Raw genomic sequence first — 19,946 nt, 5'->3', positions numbered from 1 at the left:
AAAATCCCACAACAACACAAGCATGATACATGCCAGTAACTATCAACATGATTTTTAACGCTTTATTAAAATCAACCCCACAAACAGCCACACATTCGCACTGCCATGGTGCGAACAAATTCGTCTCGCACCACGCTGACACAGCCTACATAACCGCCGGCTAGTCCTTCTAGCAAACGTTATAAGGTGGCGTTTAAACAAGGCAGAGCAAATGTTTTGTTTTGGTGCAAAAACAAAAAAATCGCACCAAAATAACGCGTAAACCACCCAGAGAATCGGCTTTATCTTATTGATTTCACTGATATTGAAACTGGCCCACAAAGTGCTATATTTGAATCCAGTAGTAACTGAAAAAAAGAGGATTAACTCATGAAAAAAAACGCACCCACCCGCAAGCTATCTATTAGTGCCTGTTTTGTAAGTTTATTGGCGCTAAGCGCCTCTGCGGCCAATGCCGACGACTGGACCGAAGCCTCCGGCTTATTGGGCGCACTGGGCGCCGATCCGAATGAAGCAAAATTCATGAAGGATCACAATCTAAAACTGGGCGGCTGGCTCAACTCCAGCATCTCCGCCAATATGCACAGCAACGGCGACGGTTTTAATGGCCCGATCACATTTAATGATCGCAGCGGCGAACTGCAAATGAACCAGTTGTACCTGTATTTGCAAAAAGCCATCAACGTCAACGGCGACTCATTCGACATTGGCGGCCGAGTCGATGTCATGTACGGCACCGACGCGATTTTCACCCAAGCCTACGGTTCGCCAGGCTTTGATCCCGCCACATTGGAAGCCAGCGAACGCGGCAGCTGGGATTTGAATTTGAGCGGCCGCGGAGAACGCTTTTACGGCCTGGCACTGCCACAGGCTTATGCCGAATTCAACCTGCCGGTTGGCAACGGCATCGCGGTAAAAGCCGGTCACTTCTACACCCCCATCGGTTACGAAGTGGTCACCGCGCCGGATAATTTCTTCATCACCAAGCCTTACACCATGCAATACGGCGAACCGTTTACCCACACAGGTATCCTGGCCACCTACGTTGCCAACCCAAACTGGACTGTCATGGGCGGCGCCGTCACGGGCAGCAGCACCGGCGGCTGGGACGGCAACTGGGATAGAGATCTGGGCAACTGGGCATGGCTGGGCGGCGTGACCTGGACCAGCGACGACGCCGGTACCTCATTGGCTGTAACCTCCACCGCCGGTGAGCGCTCGGAAAGTTTCAGCGACAGTTGGGCCATGTACAGCATCGTCGCCAAACATAACTTTACCGACAAATTGCATTTCATCATGCAGCATGACCATGGCTTCGCCGATAACGTCTGGACTCCCAATGGCGCGGCCAGAGGCACCGATGGCGGCCGGGAAGATGCCGAGTGGTACGGCCTCAACCAATATTTGATTTATGACGTAACCGACAAAGTATCGGCCGGCCTGCGCGCCGAATGGTTCCGTGACCATAATGGCTATAGAATATGGGGACCAGGACGCTGCTACGCCGCATCGGCAAACCAAGGCGACAATTTCGCTTGCGGCGGAGGCTATGCAGCCAGCTATCCGGCCACCGGCAGCGGTTACTACGCCATCACCGCCGGCATGAGCTACAAACCGGCGAAATGGCTGAATCTGCGTCCAAATCTTCGCTACGATATTACCGACAAAGCCAACGCGTTTGACACCGGCAACTCCCGCAGCCAATTCCTGGTTTCGGCCGATGTCGTAGTCACATTCTAAAATGATGATGCGGTAAATAATTTAGACCGGTAGATCAATTAATCCTGGCTTCCAAGATCGCTTAACGATCCTTGGAAGCTTTGTTTTATATAGCTCTTTACGGCAATTGATGCTATTGTTACCGCTGTTTTACACCACCTAAACCATAACAATTATCCTGTAGGAGACCTTCGCCGATGTCAGTAGATAACGTACTCAAAATGATCCAAGATAACGACATTAAATTTGTCGATTTTCGTTTTTGCGATACCCGCGGTAAAGAACAGCACGTTACTTTCCCTGCCCACACTATCGATGAAGACACCTTCGAAGAAGGCAACATGTTTGACGGTTCATCCGTCGCCGGCTGGAAACACATCAACGAATCCGACATGATTCTGATGCCCGACCCCAGCACCGCTAAAATCGACCCATTCTTCGACGACAAAACCCTGATCTTGCGTTGCGACATCATCGAACCTAAAGACATGCAAGGTTACGGCCGCGACCCACGCTCCATCGCCAAACGCGCCGAAGCCTACATGCAATCCACCGGCATCGCCGACACCGCATTCTTCGGCCCCGAAAACGAATTTTTCATTTTCGACGACGTGCGCTGGAACAGCGACATCGGTAGCTGCTCTTACAAAATCGACTCCGAAGAAGCCGGCTGGAACTCCGAAAAAGCCTACGAAAACGGCAACATCGGCCACCGTCCAGGCATCAAGGGCGGTTACTTCCCCGTTCCTCCGGTCGATTCCTTCCAAGACATGCGTTCAGCCATGTGCTTGGTATTGGAAGAAATCGGTCAAACCATCGAAGTGCACCATCACGAAGTCGCGACCGCCGGTCAATGCGAAATCGGTTCCAAATTCAACACTTTGGTTAAAAAAGCCGACGAAGTATTGGAACTGAAATACGTGATTGCCAACATCGCTCACGCTTACGGCAAAACCGCGACTTTCATGCCTAAACCGCTGGTTGGCGACAACGGCAGCGGCATGCACGTTCACCAATCACTGGCAAAAGGCGGCGTCAACCTGTTCACCGGCAACCTGTACGGCGGCTTGTCCGAAACCGCGCTGTACTACATCGGCGGTATCATCAAACACGCTAAAGCCCTGAACGCGATCACCAATGCTTCCACCAACAGCTACAAACGTCTGGTTCCAGGCTTTGAAGCCCCTGTGATGCTGGCTTACTCCGCGCGTAACCGCTCCGCGTCCATCCGTATTCCTTACGTCACCAACCCTAAAGGCCGCCGTATCGAAGTCCGTTTCCCCGACTCCACCGCCAACCCATACCTGGCATTCGCCGCCATGTTGATGGCTGGTCTTGACGGTATCCAAAACAAAATTCACCCCGGTGAAGCGATGGATAAAGACTTGTACGACTTGCCGCCAGAAGAAGAAAAAGCCATCCCACAAGTCGCTTTCTCTCTGGACGGAGCCTTGTCCGCACTGGATGCGGACCGCGAGTTCCTGACTCGTGGCGGCGTGTTCACCGACGATGCCATCGACGGCTACATCGCGCTGAAACAACAAGACGTAACCCGTCTGCGCATGAGCACTCACCCGGTTGAGTTCGATATGTACTACAGCTTGTAATAGTTAAGCCTGTTTCGTACAGGCCCATGCTATCGAAAAACCCCGCAAGCCCGTCCGGCTTAGCGGGGTTTTTTATGTCCGATGCGAACCGGTTGCCGCTGACTGCGCGGAGAATTGGCAAAGGGGACGATCTTTCTCAAAAATCACTCCATCTCAGCCTGATCCCGGAGACTCCGAACCATGGCAATCAGTCTCTGAACCACAATCACCAGACTCCGAACCGCAACAATCAGTCTCCGAACGAGAATCACCCGGCTCCGAGACGGAACAATGAGTCTCCGAACGAGAATGGTCTGGCTCCGAGCCGGAACAGTCAGTCTCCGAACGAGAATGGTCTGGCTCCGAACCGGAACAGTCAGCCTCCGAACCAGAATGGCCTGGCTCCGAACCGAAACAATCGGTCTCCGAACGAGAATGGCCTGGCTCCGAGCCGAAACAATCGGTCTCCGAACGAGAATGGCCTGGCTTCGAGCCGGAACAATCAATCTCCGAACGAGAATGGCCTGACTCAGAGCCAAAACCGACTCAAATTCTGCCGCTGCAATACGCCAATGAGCCGCTTGAGATTCCGTCGCTGCGAAACCTTGGAAACGAAGCGTTAGCGAGTGAAGGTTGAGTAGTCCCTGGAAGCCGTAGCGCCGGGCGGTTTTTCGACTAGAAAAACTGCAAGGCATCGCGAAACGGCGTCGAGTCATGCGAGAGCCAAGGCTTTGATCCCCTTGTTGGGTCAAAGGCGAGGTGACGCGGACGGCCAGGGCCGCCGCAGGCAATCACGTGGCGGTGTAGGCGCGATTGCTAGCCAGGGATGGCTAGCAATCTTTCCCGCCGGAAGCCGACACTCGCCGACAAAAATAAGTTCCCGATATTCGAATGTCCCGTAGGGGCGATTTTAATCGCCCAAGGCGAATGAATTCGCCCCTTGTATGATGAATTTTAACAACCGATAGCCTAGAAGAACCGATTAAGCTGTCATCGTTCATTGGGAGGCCGTTCGCCCCTGAGGACTGGTAAATACCAGAGCCTGTGCTGTAGATTGGCCCCCGCCCTATTCACCCATACCGTGGAGTATCCGAGGCTTAGAGCCTGCATACACAAGGAAGGTAGGTGCATGCGCAGGGTCGGGAACCGGTGAATAGTGTACTTAACCTTTAACTGAATTAAAAAACGATTATGACGAACCTCCCAATCAATGCCATCGCTGAATCTATCCACCGCCTGTTTGCCGGCGTGGATGTCGGAGCCGATGAATTGGTGCTGGTGATCCGCAAGAACGGCAAGTCGTTCGATCCACAAAAATATGCCAATACCCGCTCTGACCGTGCCCGCTTGGTCAACAAGCTGATCAAGCTGCCGGGCATCAAAGTCTGCCTGGAAGCCACCGGCATTTACCATTTCGACCTGGCAATTGCGTTGCATGACGCCGGTATTCCCGTGATGGTCGTCAATCCCAAGGCCTCGCATAACTTCGCCAAGGTGTTGATGAGAAACAGCAAAACCGATGCCGTTGATGCCAATACCCTGGCCGAATACGTCGAGCGCATGGACTTTGTCGCCTGGACCCGGCCATCGAATCAGACCCTGGCTTTGCGCGGGTTTGCCCGCCGCATTGATGCGCTGACCGGTCAGAAAGCTGCCGCGAAAAACCATCTGCATGCACTGAGTGCGACTCAGGAAACTCCAAAGGCGTTGCTGCGCGATGCCAAGCTGGCGATCAGTCAATTGGAAAAACGCATCGATACCTTGGCCGCCGAAGCGATGACCTTGATCAACCAGCACCCGGAACTCAAGCGTGTTTTTGAGTTGCTGACCGGCATCAAAGGCATTGCCCAAACCAGCGCCATTGCTTTGATGGGCGAACTGCTGTTATTGCCACCCAACCTGTCGCATCGCGAATGGGTCAAGTTTGCCGGGCTCGATCCCAAAGCCTTTGAATCCGGCAAAAGCGTACATAAGAAAATGCGGCTGTCCAAGGCGGGTAACCGGCATATTCGCTCGGCATTGTATATGCCGGCCTTGAGCGCCAAACAGCATGATCCCCATGTCAGCGCTTATTTCCAGCACTTGGTCGACAACGGCAAGAAACCTTTACAGGCCGTCTGCGCAGTGATGCGTAAATTACTGCATGCGATCCATGGCATGCTAAAGCACGACCAGCCGTTCGATAACACACGGTTTTATGTCATTCCGACACCCATCATCGCTGAGTGAAAAAGTGATGGAATTTTGTTGACTTGGAACAGAGTATCTACAAGGAAATCAGGGAAATTTTTTTCAACCAAATCCTGAGGTATAGTAGCGGCCCTAGCCTCAGACACCGCCTTTCGGCGAAACAAATAACAGGGATAGCTCATGCTCACCGGCGAAATTCGCAGCCAAATCGACTCAATCTGGAACGCCTTCTGGTCCGGCGGCATCTCCAATCCGCTGGAGGTGATGGAACAGATCACCTATCTGCTGTTCCTGCGCCGTCTGGACGACCTGCACACGCTGGAAGAAAACAAATCGCAGACCTTAAAAAAACCGATGGAACGGCGCATTTTCCCGGAAGGCAACGATGCCAGAGGTCGCGATTACAACGACCTGCGTTGGTCGCGCTTCAAGCACTTCGCCGCCGGCGAAATGTACGAAGTGGTCAACGATCATGTGTTTCCGTTCCTGCGCGGCATGGGCGGCGATGGCTCTACCTATGCCCTCCACATGAAGGACGCCCGCTTCACGATACCCACCCCGGCCTTGCTGGCCAAGGTGGTGGACATGCTCGACCATGTGCCGATGGAAGACCGCGACACCAAGGGCGACCTGTACGAATACATGCTCGGCAAAATCGCCAGCGCCGGCCAGAACGGCCAATTCCGCACTCCGCGCCACATCATCCGGCTGATGGTGGAACTAACCGCGCCCAACGCCAAGGACGTCATCTGCGATCCGGCCAGCGGCACCTGTGGTTTTTTGGTGGCCGCCGGCGAATACCTGCGCGAAAAACACCCGGAAATCCTGCGCGACGCCGTCAGCCGCGAACATTTCCACCACGGCATGTTTCATGGCTACGATTTTGATAACACCATGCTGCGCATCGGCAGCATGAACATGGCGCTGCACGGCGTCGACAACCCGGACATTCGCTATAAGGATTCGCTGGCGCAAGACCATGCCGGCGACGAAGAAAAATACTCGCTGATTCTGGCCAATCCGCCGTTTGCAGGTTCCCTGGATTACGAAAACACCGCCAAGGATTTGCAAGCCATCGTCAAGACCAAGAAAACCGAGCTGCTGTTTCTGGCCTTGTTCCTGCGCCTGCTCAAACCCGGTGGCCGGGCGGCGGTCATCGTCCCTGATGGCGTACTATTCGGTTCCTCCAAGGCGCACAAGCAACTGCGGCAAATGCTGGTCGAGGAACAAAAACTGGATGCGGTGATTTCCCTGCCGTCCGGCTGCTTCAAACCCTATGCCGGCGTATCGACCGCCATCCTGCTGTTCACCAAAACCAATTCCGGCGGCACCGATAATGTTTGGTTTTACGACATGAAAGCCGACGGCTGGAGCCTGGACGACAAGCGCCAGCCGCTGCTGCCGGAAGACAAACTCGGATTGGCGCCCCTGCATATTCTGAATGCCGAGGAACATGCCAAGAACAATCGGCCGGATGTGCTGACCCGCTGGAAACTGCGCGACCGTAGCGAGCGGCAACGCGCCCGAACCGAACAAAGCTTTTGCGTGCCGCTGGCCGACATCGTCGCCAACGGCTACGATCTGTCCATCAACCGCTACAAGGAAGTGGTACATGAAGACGTCGAGCATCTGCCACCCAAGGAAATATTGGCTAAACTGGCCAAGCTGGAGGGCGAGATTCAGGCGGGGATGAAGGTGCTAGAAGGAATGTTACAGTGAGAGCTCCTAGGCTTCATTCAAGCTGGCAGTTGAAAACCCTAAAAGAGGTGGCTGCCCCTATTCCCAACGCAATTGTAGATGGGCCGTTTGGCTCAAATTTGAAACTTAGTGACTATGTTGAATCCGGAATTCCTGTGTTACAGGGAAAAAACATCACGAATGATACTTTCGACTGGTTTGATATTCGCTTTATATCTGAAATAAAAGCCAACGAATTAAAACGTAGTAGCGTTCGAGTCGGCGACATTCTACTTGTTAAAATTGGTTCCATTGGTTATTCGGCAATTGTCGATTCATTGCAAGAGTTCAGTTTCGCTATTATTCCAGCCAATTTAGCCAAAATTACACCCAACCCTGAAAGCGTTGATACCAAGTATTTACACCATTGGCTTACATCACCCAGCGCAAAAAATTACCTATTAAGCAGCGCATCAAAAACGGCTCAGCCAGCTTTGAGTTTGGGAAAAATTAAAGAACTTCCCGTACCTGTTCCACCACTCCCCGAACAACACCGCATCGCCGCCATTCTGGACCAAGCCGATGCGCTCAGAGCGAAGCGCCGGGAAGCCTTGGCGCAACTGGACAGCCTAACCCAGTCCATTTTTATTGAGATGTTTGGTGACCCGAAATCAAACCCAAAGAATTGGCCACTCCAAAAACTAGAAGAAGTCACTTTAAAGATTACAGATGGCGAACATTTGAATCCTGAATTTTCAGAAGAAGGCATGCCCATTGTTATGGCTGGCAATGTGCTTGAAGACTCAATAGAAACATACTTCGCTAAGAAAGTAGAAATTGGGTTAGGTGAAAAATTCCGTAAGAAATGTAACCCTGAAATTGGCGATTTGTTGGTAGTAAGTCGCGGTGCAACTATTGGCCGGATGTGTGAAGTTACTATTGATGAAAAATTCTGTTTGATGGGCTCGGTAATACTTTTAAAGCTTCATCGTCAAAAAATAGAGCCATCATTTTTGAACGCGCTATTAAAGCATCCAGTAATGCGTAGCAATTTATATAAAACATCAGGTTCGTCGGCTCAACAGGCAATATATTTGAAAGATTTGAAAAACTTGGTTTGTATAGTTCCACCAATAACGCTTCAAGTACAATTCGCTAAACAAATGGATACAATTTCGAAAATCAAAGCCATTCATGCGAAGTCATTGAATGAGTTAAATTCGTTATTCTCATCCCTCCAACACCGAGCTTTCCGTGGAGAACTGTAAATGCGCCCATCCGTAGCCCTGAACTTATACCGCGACCGCATCCGCGAAATTGCCCTCAGCCACCGTGTCACCAATCCGCGTGTATTCGGTTCGGTATTGCGCGGCGATGATACCGACGACAGCGATTTGGATATTCTGGTGGAGCCGACCGCCGAAACTACCTTGATGGATATTGGCGCCATCCAATTCGAGCTGTCGGAATTGTTGCAGATTTCGATTGATGTGCTGACACCGCGCGCCTTGCCGGAGAAATTTCGGCATCTTGTGCTTCAAGAGGCGCAACCGATATGACCCAAGCCAAGCCATTTCGCCTCGCGGATTATCTTGGCCACATCTTGGAGGCTATCGAGCGCTGCCATGACTATGTCCAAGATCTGGATGAAGTGGGGTTTCTGGCGGATCGCAAAACCCAGGATGCGGTCATCCGCACCTTCGAGGTAATTGGCGAGGCTTCGAACAATATCCGAAAGCAATATCCCGAGTTTGTTGCAGACCACCCGGAGATTCCGTTCGGCCAAGCGATCGGTATGCGCAATGTGTTGTCGCATGGCTATTTTTTGGTCGATTTGGAAGCCGTCTGGGCGACGATACATAGAGACCTGTCGTCGTTGCATGAAGCGGTGAAAACCGCACTGGATTCGCTAAGCAAATGACCCGCCATTTTGCCTTCCTTCAGTCGCCGGAATGGTTGTTCCTCAGCGAACCGGCTACCAAGGCCGAAGAGTTAGCGAATACCGACCCACGGGCCTCCTGTTTTTATGCCCGGCGCAGCCTAGAAATGGCGATGGCCTGGCTGTACAAGCACGACAGCAGCTTGCGCTTGCCGTATCAGGACCATCTGAGTGCATTGATACACGAACCGAGTTTTCGGCAAACGGTTGGCGAGGCGCTGTTTACCAAGGCCAAGCTGATCAAGGACTTGGGCAATCTGGCGGTGCACAGCAGCCGCAAAATCTCTGCAACCGATGCCGTTACCGCCACGCGCGAGCTGTTTCACGTTTGTTATTGGCTGGGGCGGACGTATGGCCGCACTACCCGGCCCGACCCTGGCTTGTTGTTCAATCCGGCCTTGTTGCCCAAGGCGACCGCAGTGCCGCCGCAAACCCTGGCGCAACTGCAAAGCCTGGAAAGCCAGTTGCATGAGCGCGACGAAAAGCTGTCCAAGTTGCTGTCGGACAAGGTGGCGCTGGATGAAGAACTGAAACAACTGCGCGAGCAAATCGCCGCCGCCAAGCAGGCCAATTCCGCCCAGCCCGACAGTCACGATTACTCGGAAGCCGAAACCCGCGATTACTTTATCGATTTGCTGTTGAAGGAAGCCGGCTGGGATTTAAAACCGGAGCTGAACTTTGAAGTTGAAATATCCGGCATGCCCAATAACGAGGGCAAAGGCTTTGTCGATTACGTGCTGTGGGGCGACGACGGCAAACCGTTGGCGCTGATCGAAGCCAAACGTACCCGCAAGGATGCCCGTGTCGGCCAGCAACAAGCCAAGCTGTATGCCGACTGCCTGGAGCGGCAATACGGTCAACGGCCGATCATTTTCTATTCCAACGGTTATCAGCATTGGTTGTGGGACGACACAATGTATCCGCCGCGCCCGGTGCAGGGTTTTTATAAGAAACCGGAATTGGAGTTGCTGATTCAGCGCCGCGCCAGCCGCAAGCCGCTGGCCGAGGTCGTCATCGAGGCCGAGATTGCCGGCCGTTATTATCAAACCCGCGCCGTGCGCCGCATAGCTTCCACCTTTGAAATCGACAAGCAACGCAAGTCGTTGGTGGTGATGGCCACCGGCGCCGGCAAGACGCGGACGGTGATTGCCTTGGCCGATGTATTGATGCGCGGCAACTGGGTGAAGCGTGCCTTGTTTTTGGCCGACCGGGTGGCGCTGGTCAATCAGGCGGTGAATGCCTTCAAGAAGCATCTGCCGGATGCTTCGCCGGTGAATCTGGTTACCGATAAATATGCCGAAGGCCGAGTGTTTGTCTCGACCTATCCGACCATGATGGGGCTAATTGATGATGCCAATAATGGCCAGCGCCGCTTTGGTGTCGGTCATTTTGATTTGATCGTCATCGACGAGGCGCACCGCTCGGTCTATCAAAAATATCGAGCGATATTCGAATACTTCGATTCGCTTTTGGTGGGCTTGACCGCCACGCCCAAGGACGAAATCGACCGCAATACCTATGGCCTGTTCGATTTGGAAACCGGCGTGCCGACCGATGCCTATGCTCTGGATGAAGCAGTGGCGGATGGCCATCTGGTGCCGCCCAAGGCTGTGTCGGTGCCTTTGAAGTTTCAACGCGAAGGCATCAAGTATGATGATTTGTCGGAAGAGGAAAAGGAACAATGGGATGCGCTGGAATGGAACGAGGACGGCACCACGCCGGATGCCATCGACGCGGCGGCGCTGAATCAATGGTTGTTCAATACCGACACCGTCGACAAGGTGCTGGCGCATTTGATGACCAACGGCCAGAAAGTCGCCGGTGGCGATCGATTGGGTAAGACCATCATCTTCGCCAAAAACAACGAGCATGCCGAGTTCATCGCCGAACGCTTCAACATCAACTATCCGCATTACCGGGGTGAGTTTGCCCGGGTGGTGACCTACAAAACCACTTATGCCCAGAGTCTGATCGACAGCTTTTCCAACAAGGACAAGGGACCGCATATCGCCATATCGGTGGACATGCTGGATACCGGCATCGACGTGCCGGAAGTGGTGAACCTGGTGTTCTTCAAGGTGGTGCGCTCGAAAACCAAGTTCTGGCAGATGCTGGGGCGCGGTACACGGCTTTGTCCCGATTTGTTCGGCCCCGGCCTGGACAAGCAGTTTTTCTACATCTTCGATTATTGCCAGAATCTGGAGTTTTTTAGCCAGAAGCCGAATTTTTCCGACGGCTCGCTTAATGAGTCTCTTGGAACCCGTTTATTCAAGGCCCGGCTGGAGATGATAGCCGAGCTGGATAAGAAATGGCTGTCGGACGGGCGGATCGCCGAAACCGCCGATTATCCTGTCGATCAACGGCAATTGCGGCTGGAGCTGGCCGATTTTCTGCGGGGCCAGGTCGCGGCCATGAACATCGACAACTTCGTGGTCCGCCCCAAACGCCAGGCGGTGGAAAGATTCGCGCGGCCCGAGGCTTGGCGGTCGCTAGCCGAGCAGGATTTGACTACGCTGGCGCAAGAGCTTGCCGGCCTGCCGACGGAACTGAGCGACGAGGACGAAGAGGCCAAGCGCTTCGACATGCTGGTGCTGCGTATTCAACTCGCCATATTGCAAGCCAAGCCGAATTTCACCAGCCAGCGCGAAACCCTTCAGGCCATAGCCCATGCCTTGCAGGAGCAGGAGGCCATTCCGGCGATCAAGGCGGAAATGGTGTTGATCCAGGCCATTGCCGGCGACGAGTGGTGGCAGGATGTGACGGTGGCGATGCTGGAAACGGCGCGAAAACGGTTGCGGGCGCTGGTCAAGTTGATCGAGAAAAGCAAAAGGAAAATTGTCTATACCGATTTTGAAGATGCCCTGGGCGAGGAATCGACCATAGATCTGCCGCAAGTCGGCGGCGGCATGGATATGGCGAAGTTCAAGGATAAGGCGCGGCAGTTTCTGAGAGCCCATCAGGATCATGTTTCGCTGCAACGTCTGCGCCGAAATCAGGCGCTGACGCCGTCGGATTTGATCGAGCTGGAACGGATGTTGATCGAAGCCGGCGGCTCGCCGGAACTGATCAGCCTGGCCAAGGCACAACATCACGGCTTGGGCGTATTCATCCGCTCATTGGTGGGCCTGGAACGGGAAGCCGTCTCGCGGGCATTCAGCACCTTCATCAGCGGCACCACCGCCAGCGCCGACCAGATCGAGTATATTGACCATATTGTGCGGGAGCTGACTCAAAACGGAGTGATGCCGGTCGAGCGGCTCTATCAATCGCCATTTATCGATATCAATCCCCATGGGCCGAACGGCTTATTCCCGTCGGACACCGTGCGCAAGTTGGCCGAGGTGCTGGAGGATATTTGGAATAGCGCGGCGGCGTAGTCAAGTGCCGAAATCGGATTTTCAAACCCGTGGGCCGAGCGGACTAGTGCTGAGCGGAGCCGAAGCAACCGAAGCCGGCTATCGTTTCGGCTCCGCTCAACGAAAGGTCCGGTTGCCATCCCAAACGGGTCCGGCAGGATCATCTTCGAAAATCATTTTGTCCAACTCATTCGCCCTGCTGATCCGGTAAAAAGCCGCCCGCTTGCATGGCCCATAATTGGTGGTAAAAGCCTTTCTTGGCCAGTAAATCATCATGGCTGCCGTCCTCGACTATCCGGCCTTGGTCGAATACCAAAATCCTGTCCAGATGGGCAATGGTCGATAAGCGGTGGGCAATCGCGATCACGGTTTTACGCCCCATGACTCTATCCAAATTTTCCTGTATGGTCTTTTCGGTGACGGAATCCAGGCTGGAAGTCGCCTCGTCCAAGATCAGAATCGGTGCATCCTTCAACATGACCCTGGCAATCGCGATCCGTTGGCGTTGACCGCCCGACAACTTGACGCCGCGTTCGCCTACCAGGGCGTCATAGCCTTCCGGCATGGCCTCGATGAAGCCGTCGGCATGCGCCAGACGGCTTGCTTCGCGTATCTCGTCGTCGCTGGCTTGCAGGCGGCCATAGGCGATATTTTCCTTCAGGCTGCGATGAAACAGGCTGGGATCTTGCGGGATCAAGCTGACCTGCCGGTGCAAGGACTCCTGGGTAGCCTGAACAATGTCCTGCCCGTCGATCAGGATGTGGCCGGACTGCGGTTCATAGTTGCGCAAAATCAGGCTGACAAAGGTCGATTTGCCTGAGCCGGAAAAGCCGACCAAGCCCACTCGCTGCCCCGGCTGGATTTCGACATTCAGATTCTCGAATACCGGCCGGCCGGTTTCGTAGGCAAAACAGACCTCACGAAATTCGATCCGCCCTTCCCTCACCTGCAAAGGCTGGGCATTTTCCGCATCGATGATTTCATGCGGCTTGACGATGGTATCGACCCCATTGGCGACGTTGCCGACATATTCGAAGAACTCCAGGAAGCGGCGGGTCAGGTTGCGGGCGTCACCGATGATCAGCAGCGCCAGGCCCGTGCTCATCGCAAAATCGCCGACGCTGATGTCGCCCCGGCTCCATAACATCAAGGCATAGCCTATGGTGCCGATTTTCAGTATGGCCGCGGCGGTAAACTGAAACCAGCGCACCCGTTCCATATACCAGAAGGTACGCCGACCTTCCCGCACTTCGGTTTCCAGAATACCGTCCAAATATTCCCGTTCGTAATCCAGCCGAGCAAACAGCTTGACATTCAGTATGTTGGTGACTACGTCGACGATCTTGCCGTTCACCAGGCTGCGGGTGGCGGCATAATTTTGCGTATAGGGTTGGCAGCGGGTCGCCAGCCAATAGGATGAAGCCACGTACAAGAACACCCAGCCGGCCACGAATCCACCCAAGCCGGTATGCACATTCAGCAACAATACCACCGACACCATAAAGGTCACGCTGATCGGCCAGAAATCGCACAGTACCGACCAAGTAGTATGATTGACGCTCATCGCGGTTTCGCTGACCCGGTGCGCCAGACTGCCGGCAAAATGATTGCCGAAATAACGCGGCGAATGTTGTTGCAAATAAGCATAGAGCAAACGGCTGGTGCGTTGGCGTAAGCGCGGCCCCATGATGATCAGCAGCGCGCCGCTGGCGCGGCTGAACAGAATCTCGGCCAGATTGATCCCCGCCAGCAACAACAAAGGCTGCTTGAAGGTTTCCCACAAAGCCTCGGTATTCGGCTGAACCGCGACCGCATCCATCAAGGCCTTGATTGCATAGGGCACCAGAATACTACCAGCGGCCTGCCCGGCTTCCAGCAACATCATCAGCAAAACCAAGGCCCGAAACCGGCGCAGACAAAAAATAATAAAACTGACCGTGTGTGTTGGCAGCGCTGGCGCCACGGCGGCGCGTTGGAAAGGCTTATCGGCGGTATTGGATTTCATGTTCGGCTAACAAAGTTAAATCGATAGTTATCACATCCGCTAGCGCGGCATAGTTTTCAACATGGAGCACATAATAAAACAGTTATCCACATTTTCTGTGGACAACATTGTCGATAACTTGCGTAATAGTCAATATATAATCCATATATCAATGAGTTAAATAACATGTTGATTTTTGAGCACGGCTAAAACCCATCCTGTCCTCACCGTATTCATCGAAAAAACCGCGTATTTTGTCTATCCACGGTTATCCCCATAATCTGTGGATAATGTTGTAGACAAGCTGATATTTAAAATTAAATATCTTTACTTTTCAAATAGTTGACTTGAATTGTCTAAATTTTAAACAGCCTTGGGTATTGACACGGCCAAGCCACTGACAACCCAAGTTATCCCGAGATGATTTCGAATTAATCCGGTTTATCCCCAATTCATGTGGATAAGTTTGTAGATAATGTGCGAATTGATTAGATTAAATCATATCTATCAATACCTTATCTTGAATTGTGTAAAATTTAGACAGCCTCCGGCTTTGGCGGCTTCAGATAGCCGTCGCGGTAGCTTGGATACAAAAATACATAACCCAGCGCGGCGAGCCGCGCATTGCTACAACGCTTGTTTTGCCCGGTGTCGGCCGGCATGGTCAAGGCCGTGGGCGTGGGATATTGGTATTGATCGGCGATCCAACACATCACATCCCACAACGGCACCGGCTCGTTATCACTGGCTAGATAGCAAGACTGCAAGCCGGCGCCGGCCAATTGTTTTTCGATTAAAAATACCAGCGCCGCCACACAATCGTCGCGATGTATGCGATTGGTATAGGTGGGCGGTTGTTGTTGAATGCTTTCGCCTAGTGCCGCCCGCCGTAACAACCAGTCGCGGCCGGGGCCGTAGATGCCAGAGAATCGAACCACACAATGACTGGCGTCGGCCATCCATAAACGTTGCTCGGCCGCAACCAGCCACTGCGCGGTGGCCGATTGAGGTTCGGTGACGCTGGATTCATCCACCCATTCGCCGCGATTTTGGCCGTAGACACTGGTTGACGAAACCATCAACCATTTCGGCGCCCGCCCGGCCGTGGCAAAGTGTGTCAGCAGATTATTCAAGCCAATCTCGTACACGGCCCGATAAGCATCCGGTTCTCGACTGCCGGGCGAGACGATAAATAACAGCAGATCAAATTCGGTGGATACAGCAGTCAGCGTGGAAGCTCGCCGAATATCGGCGGTCAGGATGGGAAAGGAGGATGGCGCCGGCGGCGGCTGTCGCTTAAGCCCGACTACCCGATGCCCCAGCCCTCGCAAAGCCAGCGCCACCCGGTAACCGACATCGCCGCAACCGACGACTAGAATGCTGGCCAATAATGACCTCGAAGAAACGAATAAACCCAGCTCATCACATGGACTGAATCGCGCTGATCATGCCGGCAATGTAATCCATGGTTTGACCTATGAATACGTCGAACGCATCCAGCTTGGTTTTGACCATCATCAGAAAGGTACTGTGCCTGAAATCCTCGTCCAGATAAAAGCTCAGACCTTTATGGATGGTATTGAGGCCCATGAACATCATGATCGCGGCCGCGGACTTGTACATAAAGCCGCGCAACTTTGCGCTCATCTTGCCGAAGGCCACGCTGATAAACAGCATCATCGGCAAGGTGCCGGCGCCAAAGGCCAGCATCAGTGCGCCACCCTCCAGCAAGCTGGTGGCTGTGGTGGCTTTTACCGCCATCGCAAAGGTCAAGGGGCACGGCATCAGGCCGTTTAATAATCCTGCCGTCATCGCGCCCAATACCGGGCCTTTTTGGCTGGCACTGGCGTAGCCTTTTCGCAGCACTTGCATCGGGATCAAACGGATCGAGCCCTGCCAGGGTATCCAGCCTAAAATGCCCAAGGCCAGGATGATCACCACACAGCCGATCAACATTTGCAAAATGCTTTGCAACTTACCGAACATGCCGCTGGACACCAGCACTACTCCCAGCGAGGCCGCCAGCACGCCAACCGCGGTATACACACTGATGCGGCTGAATTGGTAGGCAAAATACGGCAAATAACTCTTGTTTTTGCCGGTTTTCATGAAATAACCGGATACCAACGCCCCGCACATGCCCAAACAATGGCCGCTGCCTAAAAAGCCGGCGACAAAGGCCAGCGAATAGTCAAAACCGGTGGCGGATGCGACCTCCGCCATGCCGTGCATCGCATGATCCATGTGGTTCATCGCATGCACGGAATGATCCATGCCCTCCATACTGTTTTCCATTTATTTGTTTAATCGTAATGAGTTAACAATGACCGAAACCGAACTCAACGCCATCGCCGCCGATGCTATCATCGGATTCAGTTTGCCCCAGGCCGCCACCGGAATTGCGATGGTGTTATAACCAAAGGCCCAGAATAAGTTTTGTTTGATGACGCGTATCGTGAATGCGCTGAGCTCTATGGTTTCGGTGACCTTGGAAATATCGCCCTGCACCAGGGTCAAATCCGCCGACTCGATCGCCACATCGGTGCCGCTGCCGATGGCAAAGCCGACATTGGCCGCCGCCAGCGCCGGCGCATCGTTGATACCGTCGCCTATCATGCCGACCCGAAACCCCTCGCTCTGCAACTGCTGAATGATCCGCAATTTTTCGTCCGGCTTGGCGTTGGCCACCACATCGGCGATACCGACCCGGTCGGCAATGTAATAAGCGGTTTTTTCGGTATCGCCGGTCACCATCAGGGTTTTAATGCCCAATTCATGCAAACGCATAATCGCGGCGGCGGCCTCTGGACGCGGATTATCGGCAATGGCAAAAATCGCCGCCGCCTCGCCGTTGATCGCCATAAATACCGGAGTTTTTCCTTGCTCCGCAAACCGGTCCGCCGCCAACTCCAACTTGGAAATATCGGTGTTTTGACTACGCAACCAGTCTTGATTACCCAGCAATAATTTATAACCATCCACTTCGGCGCGGATACCGCGACCGGTTTCACTGTAAAAATAACTGCACTCGCGCAGCTCGATATTTTTTTGGCGGGCAAACTCGACGATGGCTTTACCCAGAAAATGTTCGGAACCGTGTTCGGCGGAGGCCGCCAGCGTTACCAATACAGCATCGTCAAATCCCGACAGATTAAACACTTCGCTGACTTTGGGTCTGCCTTCGGTAATGGTGCCGGTCTTATCGAACACGATCGCATTCAGATGGCTGGCCACTTCCAGGCTCTCGCCGTTGCGGATATAAACGCCTTTTTTAGCCGCCTGACCGGTACCGACCATGATCGCCGCCGGAGTCGCCAAACCCAGCGCGCAGGGACAGGCTATCAACAGCACGGTAATCGCGTTGCCGAAGGCGAAGGCGAACGGTGCGCCGGCCAACATCCAGCCGAACAAAGTCGCGGCGGAAATCGCCATAACCGACGGCACGAAAACGGCGGAAATTTTATCGACCTGTTTTTGTATCGGTAGTTTGGTGGCCTGAGCCTGATCGACCATGTGTACAATCCCGGCCAGCACGGTATCCATGCCCACCGCCGTGGTTTCCACATGCAGTACGCCGTTGCCGTTCACGCACCCGCCAATCACCGCATCGCCAATATTTTTGACCACCGGCATGCTTTCACCGGTGACCATGGCCTCATCGACCGTGGATAAACCAAACACTACCTTGCCGTCGGTCGGAATCCGTTCCCCAGGCCGCACCAACACCCAATCGCCGACCAGAACCTCGTCGACATCGACCACGATTTCCTGACCGTCTTTCAGCAAGGTGGCGGTTTGCGGTTGTAGATCCACCAACTTACGGATAGCCTCGCCGGCCTTGCCCTTGGCGCGCTCTTCCAGATAGCGTCCCAACAACACGAAGGTGATAATCGCGGCGGCGGCTTCGAAATAGACATGACCGCGTTGGCGGAACAAGGACGGTACGCTGTAGCCATAAGCCGAGCCCACGCCCAGGGCGATCAGGGTATCCATGTTGGCCGCTCGCTGTTTGGCCAGACGGTAGGCTTTACCGAAAAATTGGCTGCCGGTGCCGAACACTACTTGGGTAGTCAAGGCAAATTGCAACCAGTGCGCCCAACGCGAGGTATTCATCGCCATCGCCACGCCGACCACGGGTATGGTCAAAAGCCCTGCCCATACAAATCGACGCCGGGCCGCGTCAATTCGATGATGCTCCTTTTCGATGAGCTTCTTTCTTTGCGATAGGGTATCCACCATCAAGGCGCTATAGCCCAGTTTTTCGATTTGATGCACCACATCAGCCTTGCTCAACTGCCCCTGCACATTGACGGTTTGGGTGGCGAAATTGACGCTGGCGGTTTTGACTCGCTCGTCGCGGTTCAGCACCATTTCGATCAATAAGGCACAAGAGGCGCAGCTCATGCCTTCCACCGCCAAATCGATGTCCTGCACCGGGCCTTCGAACTGCTTTTTCTTGTTGTTCTTAACCGTCGGCTGTTTTTGAGCGATATTACCCAACACCGCATCCAGCATGATCAACAGGTTTTTTTTCGGCAGGCGGCTGGAGTCAAATTCGACCACCACCGAACCGATCCCGAAAACCGATCGAACAACGCTGATTTCCGGGCGTTTTTTCAGCAGAATTTCCAGGATATAGCCGCGCTCCGGATCGTCTTTCAACACCGGGGTAATGATGCGGACACGGTTTGTTAATTGATGCTGAATAGTAAAATGTTTGTAATCGCGAATATCGGAGTCCATGGGTTCCTCTGAACAATGATCCGCCAATCCGGCGGCTGTGAGCCACATCAGCCGCCGGATCGGAAAACTATTTGGGTCTGCGCGAACGCACTAACAGGAAGAAGAGGTAAAACGTAGCCAACCATTCATAGCGATGCACGAAGGGTTTCACCAGCCATTGTTGAGTGATCCGGGTCCAATGCACCTTGATCAGATACAACACCAAAATATCGTTTAAAAAACCGATAATCGCTTTTTCAGGATCCTTGATCAAGGCTGTAGGGCCTTTGCTACTCAATTTGCCCAACAATTTGGCCGCTTGCGCGGTTTCCTTGGCCGCCGTAACTTTTTCACCGAACCAGCGCTTGATTTTACCGGCCTTGAACTTGTGTTTCAGGCCCAACCGTGGTTTTTTGGATAACTCGACAATTGCTTGAGGATCGAACCAGCCTTGTTGCTCCAATGCCGCCAAAGCGACATGCAGTTGTCTGGCCATATCGATAAAACTCAAGACATTTTCATGGTAGCGGATCACCAGTTTTTTTGAACGCCGAAACAAACTGACGGCATAAACACCCTCAATCGCCAAAATGTTGTCGGTGATCAGTTTAGCGACTTGCGCTTGAGTGGCCCGCCGCGGTATCTGGAAGCGAACATGCCCCTCCGACCGGTAACGCAATACGAATTCTTTTTGGATAGCCATAATCAACACGATACAAAAGCAAAACGGGCGAACCTGTAAAGCAGGCGCGCCCGTTTCAAATTAAAACTAC

13 protein-coding genes are annotated in these 19,946 nt (G+C 53.4%); 8 read left to right on the top strand and 5 right to left on the bottom strand.

Translation table 11 applies throughout. The features are described 5' to 3' along the window. The first annotated feature begins 369 nt into the window (after window positions 1–369). From IVG45_RS21025 to IVG45_RS20990, 8 genes are all read left to right on the top strand, one after another. Window positions 370–1,740, top strand: a complete 1,371-nt coding sequence (locus IVG45_RS21025; protein WP_196435699.1) for a porin — start codon at window positions 370–372, stop codon at window positions 1,738–1,740. Window positions 1,741–1,916: 176 nt separating this feature from the next. Further along, the gene (glnA, locus tag IVG45_RS21020) at window positions 1,917–3,326 is read left to right on the top strand and encodes a glutamate--ammonia ligase (protein WP_196435698.1); all 1,410 of its coding nucleotides are present in this window, start codon (window positions 1,917–1,919) and stop codon (window positions 3,324–3,326) included. Window positions 3,327–4,496: 1,170 nt separating this feature from the next. Next, window positions 4,497–5,534 (top strand): IS110 family transposase, encoded by a 1,038-nt coding sequence (locus IVG45_RS21015; protein WP_196434802.1) that lies wholly within the window; start codon window positions 4,497–4,499, stop codon window positions 5,532–5,534. Window positions 5,535–5,675: 141 nt separating this feature from the next. Then, the gene (locus IVG45_RS21010; protein WP_196435697.1) at window positions 5,676–7,214 is read left to right on the top strand and encodes a class I SAM-dependent DNA methyltransferase; all 1,539 of its coding nucleotides are present in this window, start codon (window positions 5,676–5,678) and stop codon (window positions 7,212–7,214) included. Window positions 7,215–7,243: 29 nt separating this feature from the next. Beyond that, on the top strand, window positions 7,244–8,440 hold the full coding sequence (locus tag IVG45_RS21005) for a restriction endonuclease subunit S (protein WP_196435696.1): 1,197 nt from the start codon (window positions 7,244–7,246) through the stop codon (window positions 8,438–8,440). Beyond that, window positions 8,441–8,731, top strand: coding sequence for a nucleotidyltransferase family protein (locus IVG45_RS21000; RefSeq protein WP_196435695.1), 291 nt, complete (start codon window positions 8,441–8,443; stop codon window positions 8,729–8,731). It begins immediately after the preceding gene. After that, the gene (locus IVG45_RS20995) at window positions 8,728–9,093 is read left to right on the top strand and encodes a HepT-like ribonuclease domain-containing protein (protein WP_196435694.1); all 366 of its coding nucleotides are present in this window, start codon (window positions 8,728–8,730) and stop codon (window positions 9,091–9,093) included. The genes IVG45_RS21000 and IVG45_RS20995 overlap by 4 nt, the downstream gene beginning before the upstream one ends. Then, window positions 9,090–12,488, top strand: coding sequence for a DEAD/DEAH box helicase family protein (locus IVG45_RS20990; RefSeq protein ID WP_196435693.1), 3,399 nt, complete (start codon window positions 9,090–9,092; stop codon window positions 12,486–12,488). Before IVG45_RS20995 ends, IVG45_RS20990 begins: the two co-directional genes overlap by 4 nt. A gap of 166 nt (window positions 12,489–12,654) precedes the next feature. Here the strand turns inward: IVG45_RS20990 and IVG45_RS20985 are convergent, their stop codons facing one another. The 5 genes from IVG45_RS20985 to IVG45_RS20965 all read right to left on the bottom strand — a co-directional run bounded on the left by IVG45_RS20985 (window position 12,655) and on the right by IVG45_RS20965 (window position 19,876). Beyond that, a complete protein-coding gene (locus IVG45_RS20985; protein WP_196435692.1) occupies window positions 12,655–14,472 on the bottom strand; it encodes an ABC transporter ATP-binding protein in 1,818 nt (605 codons plus the stop codon). 515 nt (window positions 14,473–14,987) lie between these two features. Continuing rightward, window positions 14,988–15,839 carry an SDR family oxidoreductase gene (locus IVG45_RS20980; protein WP_196435691.1) on the bottom strand — a complete coding sequence of 284 codons (852 nt, stop codon included), beginning with the start codon at window positions 15,837–15,839 and terminating at the stop codon, window positions 14,988–14,990. A gap of 34 nt (window positions 15,840–15,873) precedes the next feature. Beyond that, entirely contained in the window at window positions 15,874–16,746 is an 873-nt protein-coding gene (locus IVG45_RS20975; protein WP_230874678.1) for a sulfite exporter TauE/SafE family protein, read from the bottom strand. After that, window positions 16,747–19,194, bottom strand: a complete 2,448-nt coding sequence (locus IVG45_RS20970; RefSeq protein WP_196435690.1) for a heavy metal translocating P-type ATPase — start codon at window positions 19,192–19,194, stop codon at window positions 16,747–16,749. Window positions 19,195–19,261: 67 nt separating this feature from the next. Beyond that, window positions 19,262–19,876, bottom strand: a complete 615-nt coding sequence (locus IVG45_RS20965; RefSeq protein ID WP_196435689.1) for a hypothetical protein — start codon at window positions 19,874–19,876, stop codon at window positions 19,262–19,264. Window positions 19,877–19,946: the final 70 nt, after the last annotated feature.

The sequence above is a fragment of the Methylomonas sp. LL1 genome, assembly GCF_015711015.1.
GTDB lineage: Bacteria > Pseudomonadota > Gammaproteobacteria > Methylococcales > Methylomonadaceae > Methylomonas.
This window is presented reverse-complemented; position numbering and strand designations above follow the sequence as displayed.

Coding starts and splice junctions, on each gene's coding strand:
- IVG45_RS21025 (WP_196435699.1), top strand. CDS start 370: ATGAAAAAAAACGCACCCACCCGCAAGCTATCTATTAGTGCCTGTTTT.
- glnA (WP_196435698.1), top strand. CDS start 1,917: ATGTCAGTAGATAACGTACTCAAAATGATCCAAGATAACGACATTAAA.
- IVG45_RS21015 (WP_196434802.1), top strand. CDS start 4,497: ATGACGAACCTCCCAATCAATGCCATCGCTGAATCTATCCACCGCCTG.
- IVG45_RS21010 (WP_196435697.1), top strand. CDS start 5,676: ATGCTCACCGGCGAAATTCGCAGCCAAATCGACTCAATCTGGAACGCC.
- IVG45_RS21000 (WP_196435695.1), top strand. CDS start 8,441: ATGCGCCCATCCGTAGCCCTGAACTTATACCGCGACCGCATCCGCGAA.
- IVG45_RS20995 (WP_196435694.1), top strand. CDS start 8,728: ATGACCCAAGCCAAGCCATTTCGCCTCGCGGATTATCTTGGCCACATC.
- IVG45_RS20990 (WP_196435693.1), top strand. CDS start 9,090: ATGACCCGCCATTTTGCCTTCCTTCAGTCGCCGGAATGGTTGTTCCTC.
- IVG45_RS20985 (WP_196435692.1), bottom strand. CDS start 14,472: ATGAAATCCAATACCGCCGATAAGCCTTTCCAACGCGCCGCCGTGGCG.
- IVG45_RS20975 (WP_230874678.1), bottom strand. CDS start 16,746: ATGGAAAACAGTATGGAGGGCATGGATCATTCCGTGCATGCGATGAAC.
- IVG45_RS20970 (WP_196435690.1), bottom strand. CDS start 19,194: ATGGACTCCGATATTCGCGATTACAAACATTTTACTATTCAGCATCAA.
- IVG45_RS20965 (WP_196435689.1), bottom strand. CDS start 19,876: ATGGCTATCCAAAAAGAATTCGTATTGCGTTACCGGTCGGAGGGGCAT.